The following is a 22997-nucleotide window of genomic DNA, read 5'->3' on the forward strand; positions in this document are numbered from 1 at the left end:
GTCATGACATCGCAAGCCACGCTCGATGGGCTTGAACCGCCCATCACCCAAGACCCCGACTATCCTGAGCTGATCCGCGAGCTGGCCTCCGTTGTGGAGCGCCAGCTGATCGGCATCGACATCGAGCCCGACCGCGCCGCCGCGGTGGCCGAGGCCACCGCCGAGGCGGTGCGCGAGCACTTCGGCGGCAGCCCGCTGTACTGGGCCAAGGGCGAGACGATGCGACAGAGACGCAGGCGCGAGCGGATGTGGAACGAGTTCACCGGCAACAACTACGCGGCGCTGGCCCGGCGCTATGGCATCTGCCTGCAGCAGGCATACCGGGTGATCGCGGTGGCGCGGCGCGAGCATGCGGCGCGCGTGCAGGGTGACATGTTCGCCCAGCAGGATCCGCCGGCCAAGCAGTAGGCCGCCGGTCGCCAGGCTGAACCGCAGGGCCCGCTTCGGCGGGCCTTGTGCTTTTCGCATCCGCGAAATGACCGCGGCGCCGCTGCTGGCCACCATGCCAGCATGATGCGCAACACCTCTCGGCGGACCGGACTCTTCAGAGCCGCACTGGCGGCCACCGGCGCGATGGCAGCGATGGCACTGGCCACCCCCCCCGAAAGGGGGGCATCGGCCACCAGCGCCAGCGAGAGCATCCAGGCCAAGCGCGTGGCCGACATGCAGGGCAACAGCCGCCAGGCGGCTGCCATCGAGCGGGCCGCCTGGCTGCGGGCCGGCCGCGGTACGTGGCGCCCGCCGGGCTACCCCCGGCCCGGTGACAGCGTGCGCCAGCACGCGCGCAAGGCTGCGGCCAGGCGCAACAAGGTGCGCGCCCGCCGCGCCGCCCGGGGCTGAGCATGGCCCAGCAGAGCGACACCCGCGCCAACGTGCTGGCCATCGGCGCCGTGGCGGTGCTGATCGCCTGCCTGGGCGTGCTGACCGTCTGGCGCAAGGAGATCCCCGGCGAGGTGGTCGGCGTCATCAGCACCGTGGCCGGCATTGCCGGCGCCTGCCTGCGCGATGCCTTCCAGTTCGAGTTCGGCAGCAGCCGGGGCAGCCGCGAGAAGGATGCGCTGCTGGCCCAGCGCATGGACAAGGACGGCCCGGGGCCTGCCGCATGAGCGACATCGCCGACCGCGCCAACGACGAGACCGCCATGCTGCTGCGCCACTCGCTCGCTGCACAGCGGCTGAAGGGTGCGTTGCAGGCCGGCGCGCTGGCCGACCAGGCGCGCTGGCGGGTGTTGAGCGCCGAGTACTGCGAGGGCGCGCATTGCGGCGAGCCCATCCCTGATGACCGGCGGCGCCTGCTGCCAGGCGTGAGCCTCTGCGTGGAGTGCCAGGCCCGAATCGAGAAAGGCTACGGCACCAAATGACCATCCAGCTTGAGGCATACCAGCTGTTCATCATCATCGCCACGGTGATCGGCGCGTTCTGGGCAATCGCGCAGTTGCTCATCAAGGGCAGCCAGGACCACCTGGCCGACAAGTTCACCGCCGTCACCGACCTGATCAAGGCCCAGAGCCGAATGATCGAGGGCCAGGGCGATGACATGCGGCGCATCGAGCGCGACCTGATGGGCCTGAAGGCTGAGCTGCCGCGCGACTACGTGCGGCGCGAGGACTACAACCAGGCCATCGCCACGATCATGACCAAGATCGATCACGCGACGCTGCTCATGCAGAACTCAGTGCGCGAGATCTATGCCCAGGCGGCCAAGGCCAACCCCCAGAAGGACCACCAAGCATGAGCACCCCCGACGTCGCCATGACCATGCAGCGCGTGCGCCGCGAGAGCATCCGCTGGTATCTGCTGGTGGCGCTGAACGTGAGCCGGCCCGCCGGCTGCGGCACCACGGTGCTGCTGAGCGTGATGCAGGCCAACTACCACGACGCCACCGAGCAGGAGATCCGCCGCGAGCTGGACTACCTGCACGACCGGCAGCTGATCACCATCGACAAGCGCCCCGATGGCCGCTGGCACTGCGAGCTGAACCGCCTGGGCGTCGACCTGGTCGAGTACACGATCGACTGTGAGCCGGGCATTGCCCGGCCGGCGATCGCCTGACCCAGGCGCATGCAATGGGCGAGCGCAGCAAGATCCTGACCCTGCCCGAGGCCACGCGGGCGGAGCTGGACCAGCGGCTAATCAGCGGCGGATTCCAGGGCTATGTGGAGCTGGAGGACTGGCTGCGGCAGCAGGGCTACGAGGTGGGCAAGAGCAGCATCCACCGCTACGGCAGCGCGATGGAGCGCCGCCTGGCCGAACTGCAGCGTAGCACCCAGGAAGCCCGCGCCCTGGTGGCCGCCGCGCCCGACGACACCGACGCGATGGCCCGCGCCACCATGCAGATGCTGCAGCAGCGCCTGTTCGGCCTGCTGCGCGACATGGACGAGATCGACCCCGACTCGGTCGACATCGCCAAGATCGCCAAGGCGATGGCGCCGCTGGTGCGGGCCAGCATCGCGCAGCAGCAGTTCATGCGCGAGGTGGCGGAGCGTGCCAAGGCCGCGGCCGAGCAGGTCGACAAGCTCACCAAGACCGGCGGGCTGTCCGCCGACTCGGCGGCAGAGCTCCGCCGCGCCATCCTGGGCATCGCGCAGTGACGGCGGCCGACATGCCAGACGGCGATTGCGGCGGTTGCGGTTCGACTGCCGCCGAGCGCCTGAAGAACAAGCCAGGCGAGACGCAAGAAGTGCGCGAGTGCCCGCACTGCTACTCGGACAAGTGCTGCATGTGCGACATGGGCGACGACGTCGAGTGCGGCAACTGCCCGGACGAAGGCGAGTGACCACCGTCCCCCTCGATCTGCCCAACACGGCCGGCGTTGAAGCGCCGGCCGTGCTGCTGCCATACCAGCAGCGCTGGGTGGCGGATCGAAGCCCCTTCAAGGTGGCGCGCAAGAGCCGTCGAACCGGCTTGACCTGGGCCGAGGCGGCCGACAACGTGCTGACTGCCGCCAGCGACCGATCGGCCGGCGGCCAGAACGTCTACTACATCGCCTACAACCAGGACATGACGGTGGAATACATCCAGGCCGCCGCCATGTGGGCCCGGGTGTTCAACAAGGCCGCGGGCGAGATCGAAGAGGGCTTCTGGGGCGACGAGGAAGACGAGAAGAACATCAAGACTTTCACGATCCGGTTCCCGGGCTCGGGCTTCCGCATCGTGGCGCTGAGCAGCCGGCCCAGCAACCTGCGCGGCCGGCAAGGCGTGATCGTGATCGACGAGGCCGGCTTCCACGAGAAGCTCGACGAGCTGCTCAAGGCCGCGATGGCCATGCTGATCTGGGGTGGTGCGGTGCACGTCATCTCCACGCTCAACGGCGTGGAGAACCCCTTCACGGTCCTGGCCGTCGACATCGAGGCCGGCCGGCGCAAGGGCACGGTGCATGACATCCCGTTCCGCCAGGCGGTGGCCGAGGGCCTGTATCGCCGCGTGTGCCTGCGCCTGGGCAAGCCCTGGACACAGGCGGAGGAAGACGCCTGGGTGGCCGGCGTGTATGCCTTCTACGGCGCCGGTGCAGCCGAGGAACTGGACTGCATCCCCGCCAACAGCGGCGGGGCCTGGCTGAGCCGCGCCCTGATCGAAAGCCGCATGTCGGCCGACCTGCCGGTGCTGCGCTGGGAGTGCAAGCCCGGCTTCGACACGCTGCCTGACCACATCCGCAAGGCCGACTGCCAGGACTGGATCGACGAGCACCTTGCGCCGCTGCTGGCCAGGTTGGATCCAGCGCTGCAGAGCTTCTTCGGCAGCGACTTCGGCCGCAGCGGTGACCTGACGGTGGACGTGCCGGTGCAGCTCACCCAGCAGCTGGTGCGGCGCGTGCCCTTCATGGTGGAGCTGCGCAACGTGCCCTTCAAGCAGCAAGAGCAGGTGGCGTTCTTCATCATCGACCGGCTGCCGCGCTTCATGCACGGCAAGTTCGACGCCCGCGGCAACGGCCAGTACATGGCCGAGGTGGCCATGCAGCGCTACGGCGCCGCCCGCATCGAGCAGGTGATGCTCAGCGAGACCTGGTACCGGGAGAACACCGCGCCCTTCAAGGCCGCCTTCGAAGACGGCACCATCGAGCTGCCGCGCGATGCCGACGTGATGGGCGATCTGCGGGCCTTCGAGGTGGTGCGGGGCGTGCCTCGCATCCCGGACAAGCGCACCAAGGATGCCGACGGCAACAAGCGCCACGGCGATGCCGGCGTGGCGCTGCTGCTGGCCGATGCGGCAACCCGCGCCGAGGTGACGCCGATGGAGTTCGAAGCGCTGGGCGTGCAGCGCGCATCCAGCGGCATGGATGGCTGGCTCGACGGTGACACCCGCGCGCTGCGCCGCAGCTACCTCTACAGCGCATGACCGGAGCCTGACACATGGCCACCATCCTGGACCAGAACGGCCAGCCCATCCTGCAGGAGATCGCCAGCATCAAGCGGGACATCCACCGGGTGTTCTACGGCGGCATCCTGCAGCTCAACGAGGACGACACGCTCAAGAGCCGTGGCGGCGGCAAGGGCCTGAAGATCTACGACGAGCTCAAGCGCGACGCCCATGCCGGCGCCGTGCTGGCCAAGCGCAAGCTGGCAGTGACCAGCCGGCCCTGGAAGGTGGAGCCCGCCAGCGAGAGCGCGATCGACAAGCAGGCGGCCGAGCTGGTGGAGAAGGCGCTGAAGCACCTGCGCTTCAACCACCTGTGCAAGCGCCTGCTGGAGGCCACGCTCAAGGGCTACTCGGTGGCCGAGGTGCTGTGGGAGGTGCGCGACGGCTACGTGCTGCCGGCCCGGGTGATGGCGCGCGATGCGCGGCGCTTCGTCTTCGGCATCGACGACGAGCTGCGGCTGCTGACGCGCGAGAACATGGTGATGGGCGAGGCCATGCCGCCGCGCAAGTTCATCGTGCACCGCCGCGGGGCCGACGACGACAGCCCCTACGGCACGGGCCTGGGCGGCATGCTGTTCTGGCCGGTGTTCTTCAAGCGCAACGGCATCACTTTCTGGCTGACCTTCGCCGACAAGTTCGGCAGCCCGACGGCGGTGGGCAAGTACCCCAACGGCAGCGACAAGGCCAGCCAGGCCAAGCTGCTGCAGGCGCTGAGCGCGATCGCGCAGGATGCAGGCGTGATCGTGCCCGACGGCATGGTGATCGAACTGCTGGAGGCCAGCCGCACCGGCAGTGTGGACACCTACGAGAAGCTGGTCCGCTACATGGACGAGCAGATCAGCAAGGCCGTGCTCGGCGAGACCATGAGCACCACCGCCGCCGCGGCTGGCCTGGGCAGCAACCAGGCCGGCGTGCAGAACGATGTGCGGCTGGAGGTGGCCAAGGACGATGGCGACGAGCTCGACGAGACGCTGAGCGACAGCCTGGTGCGCTGGATCGTCGAGTACAACCTGCCCGGCGCCGGCCTGCCGCGGCTGGAGCACTGCTTTGAAGAGCCCGAGGACCTGGCCAAGCGCGCCCAGCGCGACAAGACCATCACCGAGATGGGCTGGGAGCCGACCGAGGCCTACATGCTGGAGACCTATGGCGACGGCTGGGTGAAGAAGGCCCCGGCGCCCATGCCGCAGATGCTGCTGCCTGGCGCCGCCCCGGGCACCGACCCTGGTGCCGACCCGGCCGCCGTGCAGCCGATGGGCGACACCGCGGAGGACCCGGCCGCTGACCCGGCCGATGCCGCCTTTGCAGATGGCGTGCCGCTGGGCAAGGCCGGCGCGCAGCGGGCATTCAACAAGGCCCGGCAGCAGGCCATCAGCGACGGCGCCGAAGCGCTGGCGGCCGAGTGGCAGGCGCTGGTGCGCAAGCCGGTGGAAGACGTGCTGGCGCTGGCCGAGGCCAGCGGCGGCGACCTGGTGCAGTTCCGCGAGCGGCTGACGACGCTGCTGGACGCGAAGCCCGACCCGGAGGTGGTGCAGCGATTCGCTCAAGCCGCCTTCGCAGCCAATGTCATGGGGCGCGGGCTGGCGCCGAAGAAGACCTGGGGCCAGAAGCTGGCCGACCTGGTGAAACGACGCACGAGGACCTGATGAACGACGCACAGATCGAGACTGAGATCCAGGCCAAGGGCCTGACCGCTCCACGCATCACGCCAGCCGACCTTGAAGCCAACATCGTCAGCGAGCACTACTTCACCGCTGGTGATGGAGTGGTTGGCGTGCTGGCCGTCGCCGACGCACAGGGCAAGCAGCTCGGCGACAAGGTGCAGCTTCGCGCTGCGGAGATCCCCGACGAGCTGGATCTGCTGACCTTCTGCGTACTCATCCTGCGCAACGGCTTCACGGTTACCGGCGAATCGGCCTGTGCCAGCCCCGAGAACTTCGACGCCGAGATGGGTCGCAAGATTGCCAGGGCGAATGCCATCAACAAGATGTGGCCGTTGATGGGCTACGCCCTCAAGAACCGGCTGGCTGGGCCAACCGATGAGCAGGTGGGCCGCTTTCTGACCTGGCCAGTGCCGGCCGACGTGTACCCGGACGGCACGCCTGGCCAGCCAGGGCGCACCGGCACCAACCTCATGTCGGCGCCGCAGGCCAAGGCCATGCTGCAGTACGTCCTGGGCGGCTGATCCCATCGTCACAGGTGAGGCCAGCATGAGCACACAACCCGTCGTCACTGGCCGCCTTGCGATCGTCAGCGAGTGCAAGCGATTCCGCTATGTGCTCGGCCGTCGCTGGGGCGCCGGTCAGCCGTTGCTGTTCGTCATGCTCAACCCCAGCACTGCGGATGACAAGAAGGACGATCCGACCATCCGCCGGTGCATTGCCTTTGCGCATGCGCACGGATTCCCGGCCTTCGAGGTGGTGAACCTGTTCGCCTTCCGAACGCCCAAGCCGGCCGCGCTCAAGCAGGCCGGGTGGCCGGTAGGTCCGCACAACGACACCCAGATCGCGGAGGCCGCTTCAAACGCGGCGGCCATTTGCCTGGCCTGGGGCGCCCAAGCAGGCCACGCGCGTGCTGAAGCGAGAGTGCAGGAGGTGCTGCCGTAGCTGCGCCGCGCTGGCAAGCCGCTGATGTGCTTACGCATCACCGCCAGCGGCCACCCTGAGCATCCGCTGATGCTGCCCAGCGTGTGCCGGCTGACAGAGTTCACTGACGAGGCGATCGACGCGGCCATGAGAGGTGAAGCATGACCATCCCTGCAAGCGCATTGACCGCCATCTATCAGGGCCTGGCCCAGCTGCCAGCCGCGATGGACAGCGAGCCCGCCCGCATCATGCTGCTGGCCATCGGCCTGCAGGAGAGCGGCCTGACCGCCCGGGTCCAGATCGTGGACGGCGGCGGGCAGGGGCCAGCGCGTGGCCTGTGGCAATTCGAGCGTGGCGGTGGCTGCGCTGGCGTGCTGCGCCACAGCGCCAGCCGCTACTGGATGCACAGCGTCTGCGCTGCCCGGGGTGTGCAGCCGACGCCAGCCGCGCTGTGGTCGGCGCTGGCCACCGATGACGCGCTGGCCGCTGCCGCCGCCCGCCTGCTGCTGTTCACCGACCCGCGCCGACTGCCCGAGCTGGGAGACGAGGCAGGCGCGTGGGCGCTGTACCTGCGGGTGTGGCGCCCTGGCAAACCGCACATCGACCGCTGGCCAGCCAACTACGAGCGCGCCGTGGGCGTGGCAGCCTGATGTTCGAGACCAACTCAGCCTGGCTGCTCTTCTGGTTCGATGCGTTCCAGTGGGTCTTCCCTGCCTTCATCTGGGGCGCGACGACGCTGGCTGTGCTTGGCGTGTGGATCTGCATCGTGCATGTTGCACGGCTCGCCCTGCTGCGCACGCTGGAGGTGGTGGTGATCGTGGAGGCTGCGCGCGAGGCGAAGCGGCAGGGTCGCTCACCCATCCTGCGCGCATGGACCAGGCTGGATCGAAGGTGGGGCAATGGCAGCTGAAGCCCGCTTCGACCTGGAGCCACGCAAGGCCCTGGAGTTCTTCCGCGGCAAGGGATACGCCACCGGCTTCGCATGGCAGGACGTCTGGCAGTACCAGCACGACGAGGCCTTCACCGTGGCCAAGATGATGCAGGTGGATCTGCTGAAGGACGTGCGCGCCGCCGTCGACAAGGCGATCGCCAGTGGCCAGACGCTGGATCAGTTCCGCGACGAGCTGAAGCCGCGCTTGCTGGAGGCCGGCTGGTGGGGCAAGGCCGACATGACCGACCCGGTCACCGGCGAAACCCGCACCGTGCAGCTGGGCAGCCCGCGCCGCCTGCGCGTGATCTTCGAGACCAACATGCAGACGGCCTACGCCGCCGGCCACTGGGCGCAGATCCAGCAGACGAAGACCGACGCGCCGTACCTCATGTACGACGCGGTCAACGACGCCAACACCCGCCCCGAGCACGCCGCCTGGGACGGCCTGGTGCTGCGTGCCGATGACCCGTGGTGGCAGACCCACTACCCGCCCAACGACTGGGGCTGCCGGTGCGGGGTGATCCAGCTCAGCGCCGACCAGGCGGCCGGCATGGGCAAGGCCGAGCCCGACAGTGCCCCGCCCATGCAGATGCGCGAGTACACCAACCCCCGCACCGGTGAGGTTGAGCAGGTGCCCAAGGGCGTGGGCCCGGGCTGGGCCTACGCGCCGGGTTCAAGCCGGGTGGAGCTGCTGCGCGAGCAGCTGGCCACGAAGCAGAAGGAGTTCCGCGATGGCCGGTGATGTGACAGTCAAGATCGACGACGCGCGGGTGAAGGCCGCGCTCGATCGGGTGCGCCTGGCGCTGCCGCTGGGCGGGCAGATGCTGCCCCTGATGCAGAACATCGGCCGGGTGCTGAGGACCGGCGCGCAGCTGCGGTTCAGGTCGACAACCGGGCCAGATGGCAAGGCGTGGGAGAAGAGCTTCCGCGCCAAGACCGAGGGCGGCCAGACCCTGAGCCTGACGCGGCGCCTGCGCAACAGCATCACCACCGAGGCCACGAACACCAGCGTGGCGGTGGGCACCAACGTGCTGTACGCGGCGGTCCATCAGTTCGGTGGCGTCATCAGGGCCAAGAAAGGTCCGTTCCTCTCCATCCCGGTGACGCCAGCGGCCCGCGCCGCCGGCAGCCCGCGCAACATGCAGGGCCTGCACGTGGCGCAGACGCTCAAGGGCCAGTTCATCCTGGTCGACGAGAAGGGCATCACGCAGTTCTTGCTGCGCCAGCAGGTGACCATCCCGGCCCGCCCATTCCTGGGGGCCAGCGAGGCCGACAACACCGAGATGGTGTCGGCCGGCGCGCGCTTCTTCAACTCACGGTGGAGCGGCTGACCGTGCTGCAACGCCACAGCATCAGCAGGAGGCCGGCGCCCAACCCTGAACCGTAGAACAGGGCGACCGGTGAGGGTGTTGGAGCACCCGCACCGGCCGCCTCCCCGCAGCGTGAGTGCGGATCAGCCAAGGCCCTGACACCGTCGCGACGGCAGGGCGAATGATGAACCGCAATGGCCCAACCTCTCATCCCGTGGATAGGTGGCAAGCGCCGCCTCGCAGACCGTCTTCTTCCCCTGCTCGCTGACCACGAGCACAGCTGCTACGTCGAGCCCTTCTGCGGCGCGGCAGCCCTGTTCTTTTTCAGAGAGCACCGCTGCAAGGTCGAGGTGCTCAACGACATCAACGGCGACCTGGTCAACCTCTACCGGGTGGTGCAGCACCACCTCGAGGAGTTCGTCCGGCAGTTCAAGTGGGCGTTGAGCAGCCGCCAGCTCTACGAGTGGGCCAAGCTCAGCCAGCCCGACACGCTGACCGACATCCAGAAGGCCGCCCGGTTCTTCTACCTGCAGAAGCTGGGCTTCGGCGGCAAGGTGCAGGGCAGGACCTTCGGCACCGCCACCACGGCGCCGGCCAGGCTGAACCTGCTGCGGCTGGAGGAGGATCTGAGCGACGTGCACCTGCGCCTGAACGGCGTGTTCGTCGAGCACCAGCCCTGGGACGTGTGCGTGGCTCGGTACGACCGGGCGCACACCATGTTCTTCATGGACCCGCCCTACTGGGGGACCGAGGGCTACGGCGTGGACTTCGGCCTTCAGCAGTACGACCGCATGGCGGAGCTGATGCGGTCGATGAAGGGCAAGGCGCTGGTGACGGTGAACGACGTGCCGGAGATGCGGCAGGCCTTTGCCGGGCTAACGATGCAGCGGGTGTCCATCACCTACACGGTGGCGGCCAACCCGGGCGATCGCAAGGCCACCGGTGAGCTGATCATCCGCAACTGGTGATGGTTTCCGACTGGGGTGGTCTGGCACCTGCAGAACTGCTTCACTTCTGGTGCAGGCAGAGCGACGCTGGAGGCGTCGCAACCCACCACCAGGACCACCGCCATGACGCAAGCAGCCACCCCCACCACCCGCAACGAAGGCTGGGGCTTCTGGGGCACGATGACCGACCGCGCCGCGGCCGCCTGGCCGCTGGCGGTGGCCTCGATCAGCGCCGCCACGGGCGAAGACGCGGAGGCAGCAGCCACCTTCCTGGACAGCCGCCACGGCCGGCACTTTGCCGACGAGCTGCTCAACCAGCTGGGCGAAGGCGGCGACCTGGCCGGCGCGATCGAGCGCACCACCAGCCGGTTCATGGCCTGGAAGATCGGCCGCGCGACCAGTCTGCGCACCGGCATTCCGCGCGGCTTGCCCTACCTGCTCGGCCACGTCATCAACGAGCAGGTCAACGCCGAGGCCGTCGCCGCCTGATCAGCCAGCACCGCCCCGACCGGGGCCTGCAGTCGGCCGGATTTCAGGCCCTGCAGGCCCTTTTCCCTTCTGGTTGGGGCGCTGGTACCGGCGGGTGGACGATCGAGGCGCCTGGGCCGTTCTGGTGGGTCGGCTTTCCGGCTGGAAGTGTTGCGCAGCGCAACACTTCGCGCGCCAGTTCGGCTTTTCGGCCTGGTCAGGGCTTGGCCCGGGTCTTCATAGGAGGAGCGGGCCAGAAAGGGCTGCAGAACGGCGCAACACTTCGCGCTCCACTTCTGCAACACTTCGGAGCGCAACACTTCGGCGCCTTCCAACCTGCCTTGCGGCCCGTTCTCCCCGGTGAAGAGGGTAGATTGAAGGGCCCGCAAACCATGCGCCAACCTTGCCGGCCGATCCCTCAAACCATGTGTCGGCGAACTGTTGCACCCGTTTTCGGGCCAGATCCCGCTAAGTCATTGATTTTGCGGGCCATCCCAGCCGTTCCGACCCATTCCCGCCCCTTCCCACCTCTCCCCCAGACCACCTGCGGGTTCACACGTCCTCGTCCAACCACCACTTCCGCACGCGGCGCCGGCCTCGGTGGTGGTGGAGCGTCGGGGCGGGTGGGCCTGTTTTGCGGAAGTGCAGGAGGAGTCCTATGCGCCGCTTGCGGCGTGTAGGACGGGGGACATGGAGCAAAACAGGCCCACCCGTCCCGGCGCGATCGCTCCAAGAAAACGAACGCAACGAGCCCCAAGCGGCCCTAACCCTCCAGCGCAGCCACCTCCGCCGTCAGCCGTCCGATGGTCTCGCTGGCGCTGCTCAGCAGGTTGTGCAGCAGGGTGATGGCCAGGCGAGGCTGTTCCAGTTTCAGCCGCTCGAAGACCTCGGCGCGCAGGGACCAGCAGTCCACCGCAGTGTCGGCCCGCACATCGGCCGAACGCTGGCCGCCGGCGATCAGGGCCGATTCGCCGAACACCATGCCGGCCGACAGCGTCGACAGGCGCTTGTGGCCGCCGCCGGGCAGATCGACGATCACGCTCACTTCGCCGGCGGCCAGCAGGTAGATGGCATCGGCCGGATCGCCACGCTGCACGATCAGCGCACCCGATTCATGCTGGCTGCGGTGCAGCTGGGCCTGCAGCTGGCCGACCTCGTCGGCCGTCAGACCACGGCAAAGACGGCTGTCGGCCAGCGGCAACACCACCGGCAATGCGCCGCGGTCGGCCGGGCGGGCGAGCAGGCGGCGCTCGCACCACTCCAGCGCGGCGTCCAGCGCGGGCTGGAAGCTGACCACCGGGATGGCCTGCGGCGCCAGCATCGCGTCCAGCCCGGCCAGCAGTTCGCCACGGCGCACGCGGCTCAGCACCAGCTGGTGGCCCAGGGCCGCGCAGCGGCTGGCCAGGCCGGCCAGCATGCGCGCCGCGCCGCCGTCGACATGGCCGACACGCTTGAAGTCCAGCACCGTGATCTGCGCCGCGCCGGCCACCACCGCCCGCAGCACCGGCTCCAGCGTGGCGAAGCGCAGGTCGCCCTGCAGCTCGAAGACCTCGGCCTGCGGCCCCAGGGCATCGAGCTGGCGGCCCTCGGCCGCCGTGCGGCGTCGCTTGGAGCGCACGCTCTGCAGCGTGTAGCGCGCCCGCACCGTGGCCACCGACGGCCGCGGCGGCTGCAGGAAGTGCAGCCCCAGGTCGGCCGAGATGCGCCGGCACACCGCCACGCCACGGGCGCTGTTGCCACGCTCGTCCAGCCGGGGCGAGTACACGCCGATGCCCAGCTGCCCCGGCAAGACCGCGATGATGCCGCCGCCCACGCCGCTCTTGGCCGGCAGGCCGACGTTGTAGACCCAGGAACCGGAGTAGTCGTACATGCCGCAGGTGGTCATCAGGCTCAGCATCGGCTCGATGAACTCGCTGCGCACGGCGCGCTGGCCGGTGGCCGGATGGACGCCGCCGTTGGCCAGGGTGGCGGCCATCAGCGCCAGATCGCGGCAGTCCACCCGCACCGCACACTGGCGGAAGTACAGGCCCAGCGCCGGCTCGGGGTCCCCATCGACGATGCCGTAGTTGCGCAGCATGTGGCCGATGGCGCGGTTGCGGTGGCCGGTGTCGCGCTCGGATTCGAAGATCGCCTGGTCGATGTCCAGCGGCCGGCCGGCAAAGGCCGACAGCGCGTCCAGCACCCGCGCCAGCCGCGCGGCCTCGGTGGTGCCGGCCACCAGCGCCGCGGCGGCGATGGCGCCGGCATTGATCATCGGGTTCAGCGGCCGGCCGGTGCCCGGCTCCAGGCTGATGGCATTGAACGGGTCGCCGGTGGGCTCCATGCCGATGGCCTGCTCGACCCGCGCGCGGCCGTTGTCCTCCAGCGCGATGCCGTAGACGAAGGGCTTGGACACCGACTGGATGGAGAAGGCGTGCCGGGCATCGCCGACCTCGTAGACCTGGCCGTCGACCGTGGCCAGCACGATGCCGAAGCCGTCGGGCGCCACCTTGGCCAGCTCGGGGATGTAGGTGGCCACCTCGCCAGCGGTCAGGCCGCTGAACTCACGGTGCAGGGTGTCCAGGTAGGCCTGGATCGGTGATGGTGTGGCGGACGGCGGCAAGCTCATGCCGCTGCGTGTGGCAAAAATCGTGCACGGGGCCGCGCACCAAAGATGTGCAAGGTCGGCCGCTCAGGCCGCCAGCTGCCGCCGCATCGCGTCGATCACCGCCTTGTAGTCGGGCTGGCCGAAGATGGCGCTGCCAGCCACGAAGGTGTCGGCGCCGGCATCGGCCACGGCGCGGATGTTGTCGGTCTTGATGCCGCCATCCACTTCCAGCCGGATGTCGCGGCCCGAGGCCTCGATGAGGCGGCGCAGCTTCTCCACCTTGCGCAGCGCCGACGGGATGAAGCTCTGGCCGCCGAAGCCCGGGTTCACGCTCATCACCAGCACCAGGTCGACCTTGTCGATCACCCACTCCAGCACGTCCACCGGCGTGGCCGGGTTGAACACCAGGCCGGCCTGGCAGCCGGCAGCCTTGATCAGCTGCAGCGTGCGGTCGACATGGGCGCTGGCATCGGGGTGGAAGCTGATCAGGTCGGCGCCCGCCTGGGCAAAGGCCTGGGCCAGCGCATCCACCGGCTGCACCATCAGGTGCACGTCGATCGGCACGCGGCTGCCGTCGGCACGCACTGCATGCGGGCGCAGCGCCTGGCAGACCATCGGGCCGAAGGTGAGGTTGGGCACGTAATGGTTGTCCATCACGTCGAAGTGGATCCAGTCGGCGCCGGCGGCGACGACGGTCTTGACCTCGTCGCCCAACCGGGCGAAGTCGGCCGAGAGCAGGCTGGGGGCGATGCGGAAGGTGCGGGACATGGCAGGCCAGTGGATGGGATGGCGCGGATTTTCACTTGCTTCCTAGAATGCGCCGCATGGCCCAACCCCGCTTCACCTCCTCCGTGGCCGTGCGGCCGCTGCCCGAGCAGACCGACGCCGCACAGCAGCTCTACGGCTTCGCCTACACCGTCACCATCCGCAACACCGGGGATGTGGCGGCGCAGCTGGTGGCGCGCCACTGGCGGATCAGCGACCACCGCGGCGGCGTGCAGGAAGTGCGCGGCCTGGGCGTGGTGGGCCACCAGCCCCTGCTCAAGCCCGGTGAGCAGTTCGAATACACCAGCTGGGCGCAGATCGCCACGCCGCAGGGCTCGATGCAGGGCGCCTTCGTCTGCATCACCGAAGACGCGCAGTGGTTCGACAGCCCGGTGCCCGAATTCGCCCTGGCCGACACGGCCGCGCTGCATTGATGCGGGCGCTTGCGCACCTGCGGCGTCCTGCCGCATGAAGACCACCACCTGGGACCTGACGGCGCTGCTCAACGCCGCCGACCCCAAGGCCAGCCGCCCCGAACGCCACCTGTGGCTGGTGCGCCTGCTCGAATGGCTGCGCCACGGCCAGACCGGGGGCGAGGCCGACAGCGGCAAAACCCCGAAGCCGGTGCTGCGCCTGAAGCACCTGCTGAACATGCTGGAGCGCAACCCCGAGCCGCGGGCGCGCATCCAGGCCCTGCTGGGCCGCTTCTGGCGCGAGACCGATCTGGCCGCCCTGCTGGCGGACTTCGGCTTCACCGCCCGGCGCGACCTCGGCGGCGAGATCGGCGAGCGCCTGGCGCTGCGCTTCCTGCCCGGCACGCCCGACACCGACGACGGCGCGGCGCTGTTCCAGCTGCTGTTCCGCGACGATGCCGACGCCGCCTGGCTGGCCGCGATCGACGCCACCACCCTGGCCCGGCTGGCCACGCTGCTGAGCGCCGCCCGCGGTGGCGACAGCCAGACCGCCGCCGCCGGCAGCGTGGACGACTGGCGCGCGCCCCTGCTGCAGGCCAGCACCTGGCTGATCAGCGCGATCCGCGCCGCCGCCTTTGCCCCGGCGCTGCGCCGGCGCATGGGGCCTGACCTGCTGGCCGACCGGCCGTTCGAGCAACTGGTGCGGGTGAGCGAGGCGCTGGTCGACGCCCTGGTGGCGGGCGACCAGCCGGCCACCGCACGCCATGCCACCTACCTGCGCGCGCTGCTGCAGCGCTGCCGCGCCGCCGCCGCCAGCGTGACCGACCACCTGGAGGCCCACGGCGTCTCGGTGAACATCGTCTTCGAGATCGAGCAGCTGACCGCCCGCTGCGACCGGCTGGAGGCCCTGCTGGACCTGCTGCTGTCCGACCAGCCGCAGCGTGAGCTGCAGCAGCTGCTGGTGGACCTGGTGCAGCTGGCGCGGCAGCGCCGCAGCCTGCGTGCGCTGCTGGGCCGGCAGTACTCGCTGATGGCGCGCAAGGTGGCCGAGCGCCATGCCGAGACCGGCGAACACTACATCACCCGCAACCGCAGCGAATACCGCGCCATGCTGCGCGCCGCGCTGGGCGGCGGCGCCATCATCGGCGGCACCACCTTCGCCAAGTTCGCGATCATGGCGCTGGGCCTGGCGCCGTTCTGGGCCGGCTTCGGCGCGGGCATGAACTACGCCATCAGCTTCCTGATCGTGCACCTGCTGCACTGGACGGTGGCCACCAAGCAGCCGGCGATGACCGCGCCGGCCATGGCCGAGAAGCTGGGCGCGCTGCACCTCGCCGCCAGTGGTGCCGACGGCGAGGCGGGCGACCAGGCCGGGCGCGAGGCGCAGGCCATCAGCGGCTTCGTCGACGAGGTGACGCACCTGGTGCGCTCGCAGATCGCCGGCATCGCCGGCAACATCCTGGCGGTCATCCCGGTGGTGCTGCTGGTGCAGTGGGCCGCCTGGTGGCTGGTCGGCGCGCCGCTGGTCAGCGAGAAGGATGCGCACTACGTGCTGCATTCGCTGACGCTGCTGGGCCCCACCGCGCTGTTCGCCGCCTTCACCGGCGTGCTGCTGTTCGCCAGCAGCCTGATCGCCGGCTGGGTGGAGAACTGGTTCGTCTACCACCGGCTCGACAGCGCGCTGGCCCACCACCCCGGCATCGTGGCGCGGCTGGGCGCCAGCCGGGCGCAACGCTGGTCGCTCTGGTGGCGCAGCAACATCTCGGGCCTGGCGGCCAATGTCTCGCTGGGCCTGCTGCTGGGCCTGGTGCCGGCGCTGCTGGCCTTTGTCGGCATCCCGCTGGACGTGCGCCACGTCACCCTGGGCACCGGCCAGCTGGCCGCGGCCGCCAGCACGCTGGGCTGGCAGACCCTGGCCACGCCGGCCTTCTGGTGGTGCGTGGGCGGCCTGGTGGCCACCGGCACGCTGAACCTGGGCGTCAGCTTCTGGCTGGCCCTGAAGGTGGCGCTGCGCTCGCGCGGCATCACCCTGGCCGACCGGCGGCGCCTGTACGGCGCCATCTGGCAGCGGCTGAAGCAATCGCCGCGCAGTTTCCTGCTGCCGGACCGCACGGCATGAGCGCCGGAACCGCCAGCCTGCACACCCTGGCCAACGGCGTGCAGGTGGTGCTGCTCGACCTGCCGCAGCTGCAGACCTGCAGCGCCAGCATCTTCGTGCGCTGCGGCAGCGGGCATGAACGCAGCCGCCGCAACGGCATCGGCCATGTCATCGAGCACATGGCCTTCAAGGGCACGGCCACGCGGGATGCACGGCAGATCAACCTGGATGCCGAGCGCCTGGGCGCCGAGGTCAATGCCCACACCGACAAGGACCACACCGCCTTCCACATGCGCGGCCTGGCCGACCATGCGCCGCGGCTGCTGCGCATGCTGGCCGACATCGTGCGCCATGCCACCTTCCCAGAAGCCGAGTTCGAACGCGAGCGCTCGGTGCTGCTGCACGAGTTCACCGAAGACGAGGACGATCCGATGTCCACCGCCTTCAAGCTGTTCGACCGCGCCGCCTGGGGCACGCATGCGCTGGCCCAGCCGGTGATCGGCACCCGCGCCAACATCGAGCGCTTCCGCCGCGCCGATCTGGTCGACCACGTGGCGCAGCACTACACCGGCGCCAACCTGGTGGTGGCGGTGGCCGGGCCGCTGGATGCGGACACGCTGCTGCGCGAGGCCGAAGCCGCCTTCGGCAGCATGCCCGCCGGCCAGCCCAACCGGCTGACCGCACCGGCCTGGCACGGCGGCATCAAGCAGCGCGCCATGGCCGGCAGCAGCCAGACCCACCTGGTGCTGGGCTTCCCGGTGCCGGCCATGCAGGCCGACGACCCCACCGCCGCGCTGGCCGCCGCCCTGCTGGGCGAGGGCATGAGCTCGCCGCTGATGGACCAGCTGCGCGAGCAGCGCGGCCTGGTCTACTACGCCGCCTGCTCGGCCGACCTGATCGACAGCGGCGGCCAGTTCATCATCGAGGCCAGCACCAGCCCGGCCCAGCTGGACGAGGCGCTGACGGCGCTGGGCGCGCTGCTGGCCGAGCAGGCCGAACGGATCACGGCGCAGGACCTGGAACGCGCCAGGAACCAGATCCGCGTGCGCCGCCTGCGCGGGCTGGAACGAACCGGCCGCCGGCTGGAAGAGGCTGCGCTCGATGCCCTGCTGCTGGGCCGGCTGCGCGACCGCGCCGACTGGCTGGCCCGCATGGACGCGGTGGACGCCGATGCGGTGCGCCGCCTGTTTGCCGGCATGGCCGCCAGCGGCGCGGCCCTGGCGCTCACTGGCCGGGTGCCGCGCGGCAGCGCCGACCGCGCCCGCGACCGGCTGGCGGCCGCCGGCCTGCTGCGATGAGCACGGCGGCTCAGCGCGCCGGCGGATCGTCGGGCGGATCGTCGCGGCGCTCGCCGCCGCGCCGGCCGGAGAACATCGTCCACCAGACGATCCCGACCAGGATCAGCCCGGCCCCCAGCGCTTCCAGAAGTAACAGCCACATGCCAGGATTATCCCGGGCCGCCGTGTTCCCCTTGGCCCCGCTGGCCTTGCTGGCCCTGGTGCTGGCCGGCTGCGCGGTGGCGCCGCCGCTGCCGCCCGCCCCGGTGCCGGCGCCTGCCGCGCCACCCCCGGCGGCACCGGCCGCGCTGCCCGAGCCACCCACCGCCGCCACGACCCTGCTGCGCCCGCGCGCCCGCTGGGTGCCGGTGGACTGGTCTGCCCTGCCCGGTCTGGCCGACGAGCGCCCGCGTGAGCTGTGGCCGGCCCTGCGCGCCGGCTGCGCCCGGCCGGCACCGGGCTGGGCCGAGGTCTGCGCCCGCGCGTTGGCCTTCCAGCCGCCGGACGACACCTTCGCCTGGCAGTTCCTGCAGCGCGAGCTGCAGCCCTACCGGCTGGAATCGCTGGAGGGCAGCGCCGACGGCCTGGCCACCGGCTACTTCGAGCCGCTGGTGGCCGCCACCCGCACGCCGCAGCCCGGCTTTGCGGTGCCGCTGCACCGCCCGCCGGCCGATCTGGCCCAGCGCAAGCCCTGGTACACCCGCCAGCAGATCGACACCCTGCCGGCCGCCCAGGCCGCACTGCGCGGCCAGGTGATCGCCTGGGTGCCCAGCCCGCTGGATGCGCTGGTGCTGCAGATCCAGGGCTCGGGCCGGCTGCGCATCACCGAGCCCGACGGCCGGGTGCAGACGGTGCGCCTGGCCTTCGCCGGCCACAACGACCAGCCCTACCGCTCGGTGGGCCGCTGGCTGATCGACCAGGGCGAGCTGCGCCCCGACGCTGCCAGCTGGCCCGCCATCCGCCAGTGGGGCGAGCGGGCCGGTCCGGCGCGGCTGCAGCAGATGCTGTGGGCCAACCCGCGGGTGGTGTTCTTCAGGGAAGAACCGCTGCCCGACGACGGCGCCGGCCCGCGCGGTGCCCAGGGCGTGCCGCTGACAGCCGGCCGCTCGGTGGCGGTGGATCCGCAGGCCGTGCCCTACGGCACGCCGCTGTGGATCAGCACCACCGAGCCGCTGTCGGCCACGCCGCTGCGCCGGCTGGTGATGGCGCAGGACACCGGCACCGCCATCCAGGGCGCGGTGCGCATCGACTACTTCTGGGGTGTCGGCGAACAGGCTGAGCAGCAGGCCGGCCGCATGAAGCAGCCGCTGCAGGTGTGGGCGCTGTGGCCGCGTTGAGCACCGGCACGGGCCAGATCGGGGTCCCCCCGGGTTGCGTGCCTGCGGACACCAAGTGCAGGGCGTGGCCAATGTAATATCGCTTTGACCTTTTTTTCACGTTTTGCAACGGGCTGTAACCTCGACCCGGGCAACCGCCACCCCCTCGCCAGCCGGCCCCATGCAGCAGTACCTTCCCTGGTTCATCGCCACCGCCGCGCTGGCCGTGCTGGCCACGCTGGCGGTGCTGTGGCTGTTGCAGGCCCTGCGGCGGCCGGCCGGGCCGCCACCCTTGCCGGTGGAATGGGACCTGCTGCCGCGGCCGGTGTTCACCGCCGACGAGCGCCGCGTCTACCGCCAGCTGCGCGATGCCCTGCCCCACCACATCGTGCTGGCCAAGTTGCCGCTGGTGCGCTTCTGCCAGCCGGCCGATCCGAAGGCGGTGCGCTACTGGTTCGACATGCTGGGCGCCAACCATGTCACCTTCGCGGTGTGCAGCGCCAACGGCCGGGTGCTGGCCGCGATCGACCTGAGCTACGACCGCGGCGGCCCGCCGGGGCGGTCCACCCGCATCAAGCAGGCGGTGCTGGCGGCCTGCCGCGTGCGCTACCTGCGCTGCCCGGCCGACCACCTGCCGTCCATCCCCGAGCTGCAGCTGCTGGTGCCGATGGGCAGCAATGCCTCGCGCGGGCCGCAGCCGGCGCAGGGCACGTCATCGATGCCGGGGGCGACGCCGGGCACGGCCGGCCTGTCGCGCCGGCGCGAGCGCAGCACGCTGTGGCAGGACTCGATGAGCTTCCACGATTCCTTCTTCTCGTCCGGCTCGCGGCGCGAGCTGGATTCCGGCCACGGCGAGCTGCGCGATCCAGGCCCGGCGCGGGCCGATGCCGACCTGGCCCCGGCTGGTATGGTGGTGGATGACCCCGCACCACCCCGGCAACAGCCGATCCAGCACTGACGCTGCGGCGCCCGCAGACGGCGGCCACCCGTTCGACCAGCTCACGCCGCAGGCGGTGCTGGATGCACTGGATGCGGTGGGCGTGCGCGGTGACGGCCGGCTGCTGCAGCTCAACAGCTACGAGAACCGCGTCTTCCAGGTGATGCTGGAGGACGGCGGCGCGGTGGTGGCCAAGTTCTACCGCCCGGCCCGCTGGAGCGATGCGCAGATTGCCGAGGAGCATGCCTTCGCCGCCAACCTGCAGGCCGCCGAGGTGCCGGTGGTGGCGCCGTTGCCGCTGCCAACCGGTGCGGAAGCCACGCTGGCCCATGCCACGCTGGGCGGGCAGCCCTTCCGCCTGGCGGTGTATCCGCGCCGCGCCGGCCATGGCCCCGAGCTGGACCAGCCCGACACGCTGCGCTGGCTGGGCCGCTTCATCGCCCGGCTGCATGCGGTGGGCGCGCAGCAGCCGTTCCTGCACCGACGGCGGCTGGACGTGCAGACCTTCGGCCACCAGGCCCTGGCCCGGCTGCTGGCGCTGGACTGCATCGGCCCGGCGCAGCTGCCGGCGTGGCAGGCCGCCTGCGAGCAGGCGCTGGCGCTGGTGGACGCAGCCTTCGCCGCCGTGCCGTTCACGCCGATCCGCCTGCACGGCGACTGCCACCCGGGCAACATCCTGTGGCGTGACGAGGATGCAGCAGGCCACGGCCCGCACATCGTCGACCTGGACGATGCCGTCACCGGCCCCGCGGTGCAGGACCTGTGGATGCTGCTGTCAGGCAGCCGCGCGGCCATGGCCGGCCAGCTGGCCACCGTGCTGCAGGGCTACCGGCAGATCCGCGACTTCGATGCCCGGGAGATCGCGCTGATCGAGCCGCTGCGCACGCTGCGCATGGTGCACCACAGCGCCTGGCTGGCCGAGCGCTGGACCGACCCGGCGTTTCCGGCGGCCTTCCCCTGGTTCGGCACGCCGAACTACTGGAGCCAGCAGACGGTGCAGCTGCGGGAGCAAACTGAAGCGATGGCGGAACCACCGCTCGATCTGTCACTCGCCGACTGAGCCTCAGGCCGCCAGCAGCTTGGTGACCCGGGCGACGTAGGCCGCCGGGTCATCGAGCTGGCCGCCTTCGGCCAGCAGGGCCTGGTCGAACAGGATGTTGGCCAGGTCGTCAAAGCGGGCGTCGTCGGTCGCCAGCTTCTTCACCAGCGCATGCTCGGCGTTCACTTCCAGGATCGGCTGGCTCTTGGGCGCCGACTGGCCGGCCTGCTTCAGCATGCGGGCCAGGTGGCCGCTCATGTCGCCCTCGTCCACCACCAGACAGGCGGGTGAATCGACCAGGCGGGTGGTCACGCGCACGTCCTTGGCGCGGTCCTTCAACACGTCCTTCAGCTTGTCCAGCGTCGGCTTGAAACCTTCGGCCACCGCTTCGGCGGCCTTCTTCTCGTCGTCGTCGAGCAGCTTGTCGAGGTCGACCGCGCCCTTGGCCACGCTCTGCAGTTCCTTGCCTTCGAACTCGTACAGGTGGCTCAGCATCCACTCGTCGACACGGTCGACCAGCAGCAGCACCTCGATGCCCTTCTTCTTGAAGATCTCCAGCTGCGGGCTGGCCTTGGCGGCGGCAAGGCTGTCGGCGGCGATGACGTAGATCTTGTCCTGGCAGTCCTTCATGCGCGCCACATAGTCGGCGAAGGACACGCCTTCATCCGCCTGCGTGCTGGCGAAGCGGAACAGCTTGGCCAGGCGCTCGCGGTTGGCGAAGTCTTCGCCGATGCCTTCCTTCAGCACCGCGCCGAACTCCGTCCAGAACGCCAGGTACTTGGCCTTGTCGTCGGCGCTCTCGCTGTCGGCCAGGCTCTCCAGCATGCCCAGCACGCGCTTGGTGCTGCCTTCGCGGATGGCCTTCACGTCGCGGCTTTCCTGCAGCAGCTCGCGGCTGACGTTCAGCGGCAGGTCGGCCGAGTCGATCACGCCCTTGACGAAACGCAGGTACACCGGCATCAGCGCCTCGGCGTCGTCCATGATGAAGACGCGCTTGACGTACAGCTTCACGCCGCCGCGCTTGTCGCGGTTCCACAGGTCGAACGGCGCCTTCTTCGGGATGTAGAGCAGCTGGGTGTACTCGCTGCGGCCTTCCACCCGGTTGTGGGTGTAGGCCAGCGGCGCTTCCTGGTCGTAGCTGATCTGCTTGTAGAAATCCTGGTACTCGGTGTCGGTGATGTCGCTCTTGCTGCGGGCCCACAGCGCCGCCGCCTTGTTCACCGTCTCCCAGTCGTCCTGCTTGACCTGCTTGCTGGTCTCCTGGTCCCACTCTTCCTTCTGCATCAGGATGGGCAGGGAGATGTGGTCGGAGTACTTGCTGATGATGGACTTCAGCTTCCAGGTGCTGAGGAACTCGGTTTCCTCATCGCGCAGGTGCAGGATGACATCGGTGCCGCGGGTGGCGCGGGTGATGGTCTCCAGCTCGTACTCGCCGGTGCCCTCGCTGCTCCAGCGCACGCCCTCGGTTTCCGGCGCGCCGGCGCGGCGGGTTTCCACGGTGATGCGGTCGGCCACGATGAAGCCGCTGTAGAAGCCCACGCCGAACTGGCCGATCAGGTTGGCGTCCTTCTTCTGGTCGCCTTCGAGCTTGGCCATGAATTCACGCGTGCCGCTCTTGGCAATGGTACCCAGGTGGGCAGCGGCTTCCTCGGCGCTCATGCCGATGCCGTTGTCGCGGATGGTGATGGTCTTGGCCTCGGCGTCGAACAGCACCCGCACTTCCAGGTTGGGCTGGTCCTCGTACAGCGCGTTGTTGTCCAGCGCCTCGAAGCGCAGCTTGTCGCAGGCGTCGCTGGCGTTGCTGACCAACTCACGCAGGAAGATCTCCTTGTTGCTGTACAGCGAGTGGGTGACGAGGTGCAGGATCTGCTTGACTTCGGCCTGGAAGGCGTGGGTTTGCTTGGTCATGGAGCGGTCTCGGTGTTGTTCGACAAGGGGGCGGGCGGCGCCTGCTGGCGCCCTGCGCCGGGCA

The 22997-nt window shown here is 70.0% G+C and carries 27 protein-coding genes and 1 pseudogene; 24 read left to right on the plus strand and 4 right to left on the minus strand.

The annotated features are described in order from the left end of the window. Positions 1-3 precede the first annotated feature (3 nt). The 18 genes and pseudogenes from FFT10_RS17140 to FFT10_RS17225 all read left to right on the plus strand — a co-directional run bounded on the left by FFT10_RS17140 (position 4) and on the right by FFT10_RS17225 (position 10614). Positions 4-408 (plus strand): Mor transcription activator family protein, encoded by a 405-nt coding sequence (locus FFT10_RS17140; protein ID WP_137734080.1) that lies wholly within the window; start codon positions 4-6, stop codon positions 406-408. A 174-nt stretch (positions 409-582) separates the two neighbouring features. Continuing rightward, entirely contained in the window at positions 583-840 is a 258-nt protein-coding gene (locus FFT10_RS17145) for a hypothetical protein (RefSeq protein WP_137734081.1), read from the plus strand. 2 nt (positions 841-842) lie between these two features. Next, positions 843-1106 (plus strand): hypothetical protein, encoded by a 264-nt coding sequence (locus tag FFT10_RS17150; RefSeq protein WP_137734082.1) that lies wholly within the window; start codon positions 843-845, stop codon positions 1104-1106. After that, complete coding sequence (locus FFT10_RS17155; RefSeq protein WP_137734083.1) at positions 1103-1360, plus strand: TraR/DksA C4-type zinc finger protein; 258 nt, start codon at positions 1103-1105, stop codon at positions 1358-1360. Before FFT10_RS17150 ends, FFT10_RS17155 begins: the two co-directional genes overlap by 4 nt. Continuing rightward, positions 1357-1734, plus strand: coding sequence for a hypothetical protein (locus FFT10_RS17160; RefSeq protein ID WP_137734084.1), 378 nt, complete (start codon positions 1357-1359; stop codon positions 1732-1734). The genes FFT10_RS17155 and FFT10_RS17160 overlap by 4 nt, the downstream gene beginning before the upstream one ends. Next, positions 1731-2051 carry a hypothetical protein gene (locus FFT10_RS17165; RefSeq protein WP_228027158.1) on the plus strand — a complete coding sequence of 107 codons (321 nt, stop codon included), beginning with the start codon at positions 1731-1733 and terminating at the stop codon, positions 2049-2051. Before FFT10_RS17160 ends, FFT10_RS17165 begins: the two co-directional genes overlap by 4 nt. Positions 2052-2065: 14 nt before the next feature. Continuing rightward, positions 2066-2590: a DUF3486 family protein gene (locus FFT10_RS17170; protein WP_137734085.1), complete on the plus strand. Its 525-nt coding sequence runs from the start codon at positions 2066-2068 to the stop codon at positions 2588-2590. A gap of 11 nt (positions 2591-2601) precedes the next feature. Beyond that, the gene (locus FFT10_RS27960) at positions 2602-2775 is read left to right on the plus strand and encodes a hypothetical protein (protein ID WP_162854862.1); all 174 of its coding nucleotides are present in this window, start codon (positions 2602-2604) and stop codon (positions 2773-2775) included. Further along, positions 2772-4334: a hypothetical protein gene (locus tag FFT10_RS17180; RefSeq protein WP_137734087.1), complete on the plus strand. Its 1563-nt coding sequence runs from the start codon at positions 2772-2774 to the stop codon at positions 4332-4334. Before FFT10_RS27960 ends, FFT10_RS17180 begins: the two co-directional genes overlap by 4 nt. Before the next feature lie 14 nt (positions 4335-4348). Continuing rightward, positions 4349-5998 (plus strand): DUF935 domain-containing protein, encoded by a 1650-nt coding sequence (locus FFT10_RS17185; protein WP_137734088.1) that lies wholly within the window; start codon positions 4349-4351, stop codon positions 5996-5998. Beyond that, a pseudogene (locus tag FFT10_RS17190) lies at positions 5998-6378 on the plus strand (Gp49 family protein); the annotation flags it as partial. The gene FFT10_RS17185 and the pseudogene FFT10_RS17190, both read left to right, overlap by 1 nt. 184 nt (positions 6379-6562) lie before the next feature. Beyond that, positions 6563-6958: a DUF1643 domain-containing protein gene (locus FFT10_RS17195; protein WP_137734090.1), complete on the plus strand. Its 396-nt coding sequence runs from the start codon at positions 6563-6565 to the stop codon at positions 6956-6958. 140 nt (positions 6959-7098) lie between these two features. Continuing rightward, on the plus strand, positions 7099-7587 hold the full coding sequence (locus FFT10_RS17200; protein WP_137734091.1) for a hypothetical protein: 489 nt from the start codon (positions 7099-7101) through the stop codon (positions 7585-7587). Next, positions 7587-7847, plus strand: coding sequence for a hypothetical protein (locus tag FFT10_RS17205; RefSeq protein ID WP_137734092.1), 261 nt, complete (start codon positions 7587-7589; stop codon positions 7845-7847). Before FFT10_RS17200 ends, FFT10_RS17205 begins: the two co-directional genes overlap by 1 nt. Further along, entirely contained in the window at positions 7837-8610 is a 774-nt protein-coding gene (locus FFT10_RS17210) for a phage head morphogenesis protein (protein WP_137734093.1), read from the plus strand. Before FFT10_RS17205 ends, FFT10_RS17210 begins: the two co-directional genes overlap by 11 nt. Beyond that, entirely contained in the window at positions 8600-9199 is a 600-nt protein-coding gene (locus FFT10_RS17215) for a phage virion morphogenesis protein (RefSeq protein ID WP_137734094.1), read from the plus strand. Before FFT10_RS17210 ends, FFT10_RS17215 begins: the two co-directional genes overlap by 11 nt. A gap of 173 nt (positions 9200-9372) precedes the next feature. Further along, on the plus strand, positions 9373-10146 hold the full coding sequence (locus tag FFT10_RS17220; RefSeq protein ID WP_137734095.1) for a DNA adenine methylase: 774 nt from the start codon (positions 9373-9375) through the stop codon (positions 10144-10146). Between the two features lie 102 nt (positions 10147-10248). Beyond that, the gene (locus FFT10_RS17225; protein ID WP_137734096.1) at positions 10249-10614 is read left to right on the plus strand and encodes a hypothetical protein; all 366 of its coding nucleotides are present in this window, start codon (positions 10249-10251) and stop codon (positions 10612-10614) included. 742 nt (positions 10615-11356) lie between these two features. Here the strand turns inward: FFT10_RS17225 and glsA are convergent. Together glsA and rpe are read right to left on the minus strand one after the other, a co-directional pair. Beyond that, a complete protein-coding gene (glsA, locus tag FFT10_RS17230; protein WP_137734097.1) occupies positions 11357-13201 on the minus strand; it encodes a glutaminase A in 1845 nt (614 codons plus the stop codon). A 63-nt stretch (positions 13202-13264) separates the two neighbouring features. Further along, positions 13265-13948 carry a ribulose-phosphate 3-epimerase gene (gene rpe, locus FFT10_RS17235; protein WP_137734098.1) on the minus strand — a complete coding sequence of 228 codons (684 nt, stop codon included), beginning with the start codon at positions 13946-13948 and terminating at the stop codon, positions 13265-13267. Positions 13949-14004: 56 nt separating this feature from the next. Here rpe and apaG point away from each other — a divergent pair, with 56 nt between their 5' ends. From apaG to FFT10_RS17250, 3 genes are read left to right on the plus strand one after another with little or no spacing between them, the layout of a single operon-like run. Beyond that, on the plus strand, positions 14005-14379 hold the full coding sequence (gene apaG, locus FFT10_RS17240) for a Co2+/Mg2+ efflux facilitator ApaG/CorD (RefSeq protein ID WP_137734099.1): 375 nt from the start codon (positions 14005-14007) through the stop codon (positions 14377-14379). 34 nt (positions 14380-14413) lie between these two features. After that, positions 14414-16477 carry a transporter-like protein TlpB gene (gene tlpB, locus FFT10_RS17245; RefSeq protein WP_137734100.1) on the plus strand — a complete coding sequence of 688 codons (2064 nt, stop codon included), beginning with the start codon at positions 14414-14416 and terminating at the stop codon, positions 16475-16477. Further along, the gene (locus tag FFT10_RS17250) at positions 16474-17754 is read left to right on the plus strand and encodes a M16 family metallopeptidase (RefSeq protein WP_137734101.1); all 1281 of its coding nucleotides are present in this window, start codon (positions 16474-16476) and stop codon (positions 17752-17754) included. Before tlpB ends, FFT10_RS17250 begins: the two co-directional genes overlap by 4 nt. A gap of 10 nt (positions 17755-17764) precedes the next feature. On the opposite strand, the gene FFT10_RS28590 is transcribed toward FFT10_RS17250, so the two are convergent. Further along, positions 17765-17896 carry a hypothetical protein gene (locus FFT10_RS28590; protein WP_265575348.1) on the minus strand — a complete coding sequence of 44 codons (132 nt, stop codon included), beginning with the start codon at positions 17894-17896 and terminating at the stop codon, positions 17765-17767. 22 nt (positions 17897-17918) lie between these two features. Between FFT10_RS28590 and mltA the strand changes: the two genes are divergently transcribed. The 3 genes from mltA to FFT10_RS17265 all read left to right on the plus strand — a co-directional run bounded on the left by mltA (position 17919) and on the right by FFT10_RS17265 (position 21046). After that, complete coding sequence (mltA, locus tag FFT10_RS17255) at positions 17919-19070, plus strand: murein transglycosylase A (protein ID WP_228027159.1); 1152 nt, start codon at positions 17919-17921, stop codon at positions 19068-19070. A 160-nt stretch (positions 19071-19230) separates the two neighbouring features. Beyond that, positions 19231-20007 (plus strand): DUF2726 domain-containing protein, encoded by a 777-nt coding sequence (locus FFT10_RS17260; RefSeq protein ID WP_137734103.1) that lies wholly within the window; start codon positions 19231-19233, stop codon positions 20005-20007. Next, positions 19967-21046 carry a serine/threonine protein kinase gene (locus FFT10_RS17265; RefSeq protein ID WP_137734104.1) on the plus strand — a complete coding sequence of 360 codons (1080 nt, stop codon included), beginning with the start codon at positions 19967-19969 and terminating at the stop codon, positions 21044-21046. The genes FFT10_RS17260 and FFT10_RS17265 overlap by 41 nt, the downstream gene beginning before the upstream one ends. A gap of 3 nt (positions 21047-21049) precedes the next feature. Here FFT10_RS17265 and htpG read toward each other — a convergent pair whose 3' ends face one another. Beyond that, a complete protein-coding gene (htpG, locus tag FFT10_RS17270; protein ID WP_137734105.1) occupies positions 21050-22933 on the minus strand; it encodes a molecular chaperone HtpG in 1884 nt (627 codons plus the stop codon). Between the last annotated feature and the right edge of the window lie 64 nt (positions 22934-22997).

This window comes from Pseudaquabacterium pictum (assembly GCF_005403045.1).
Lineage (GTDB): Bacteria > Pseudomonadota > Gammaproteobacteria > Burkholderiales > Burkholderiaceae_C > Pseudaquabacterium > Pseudaquabacterium pictum.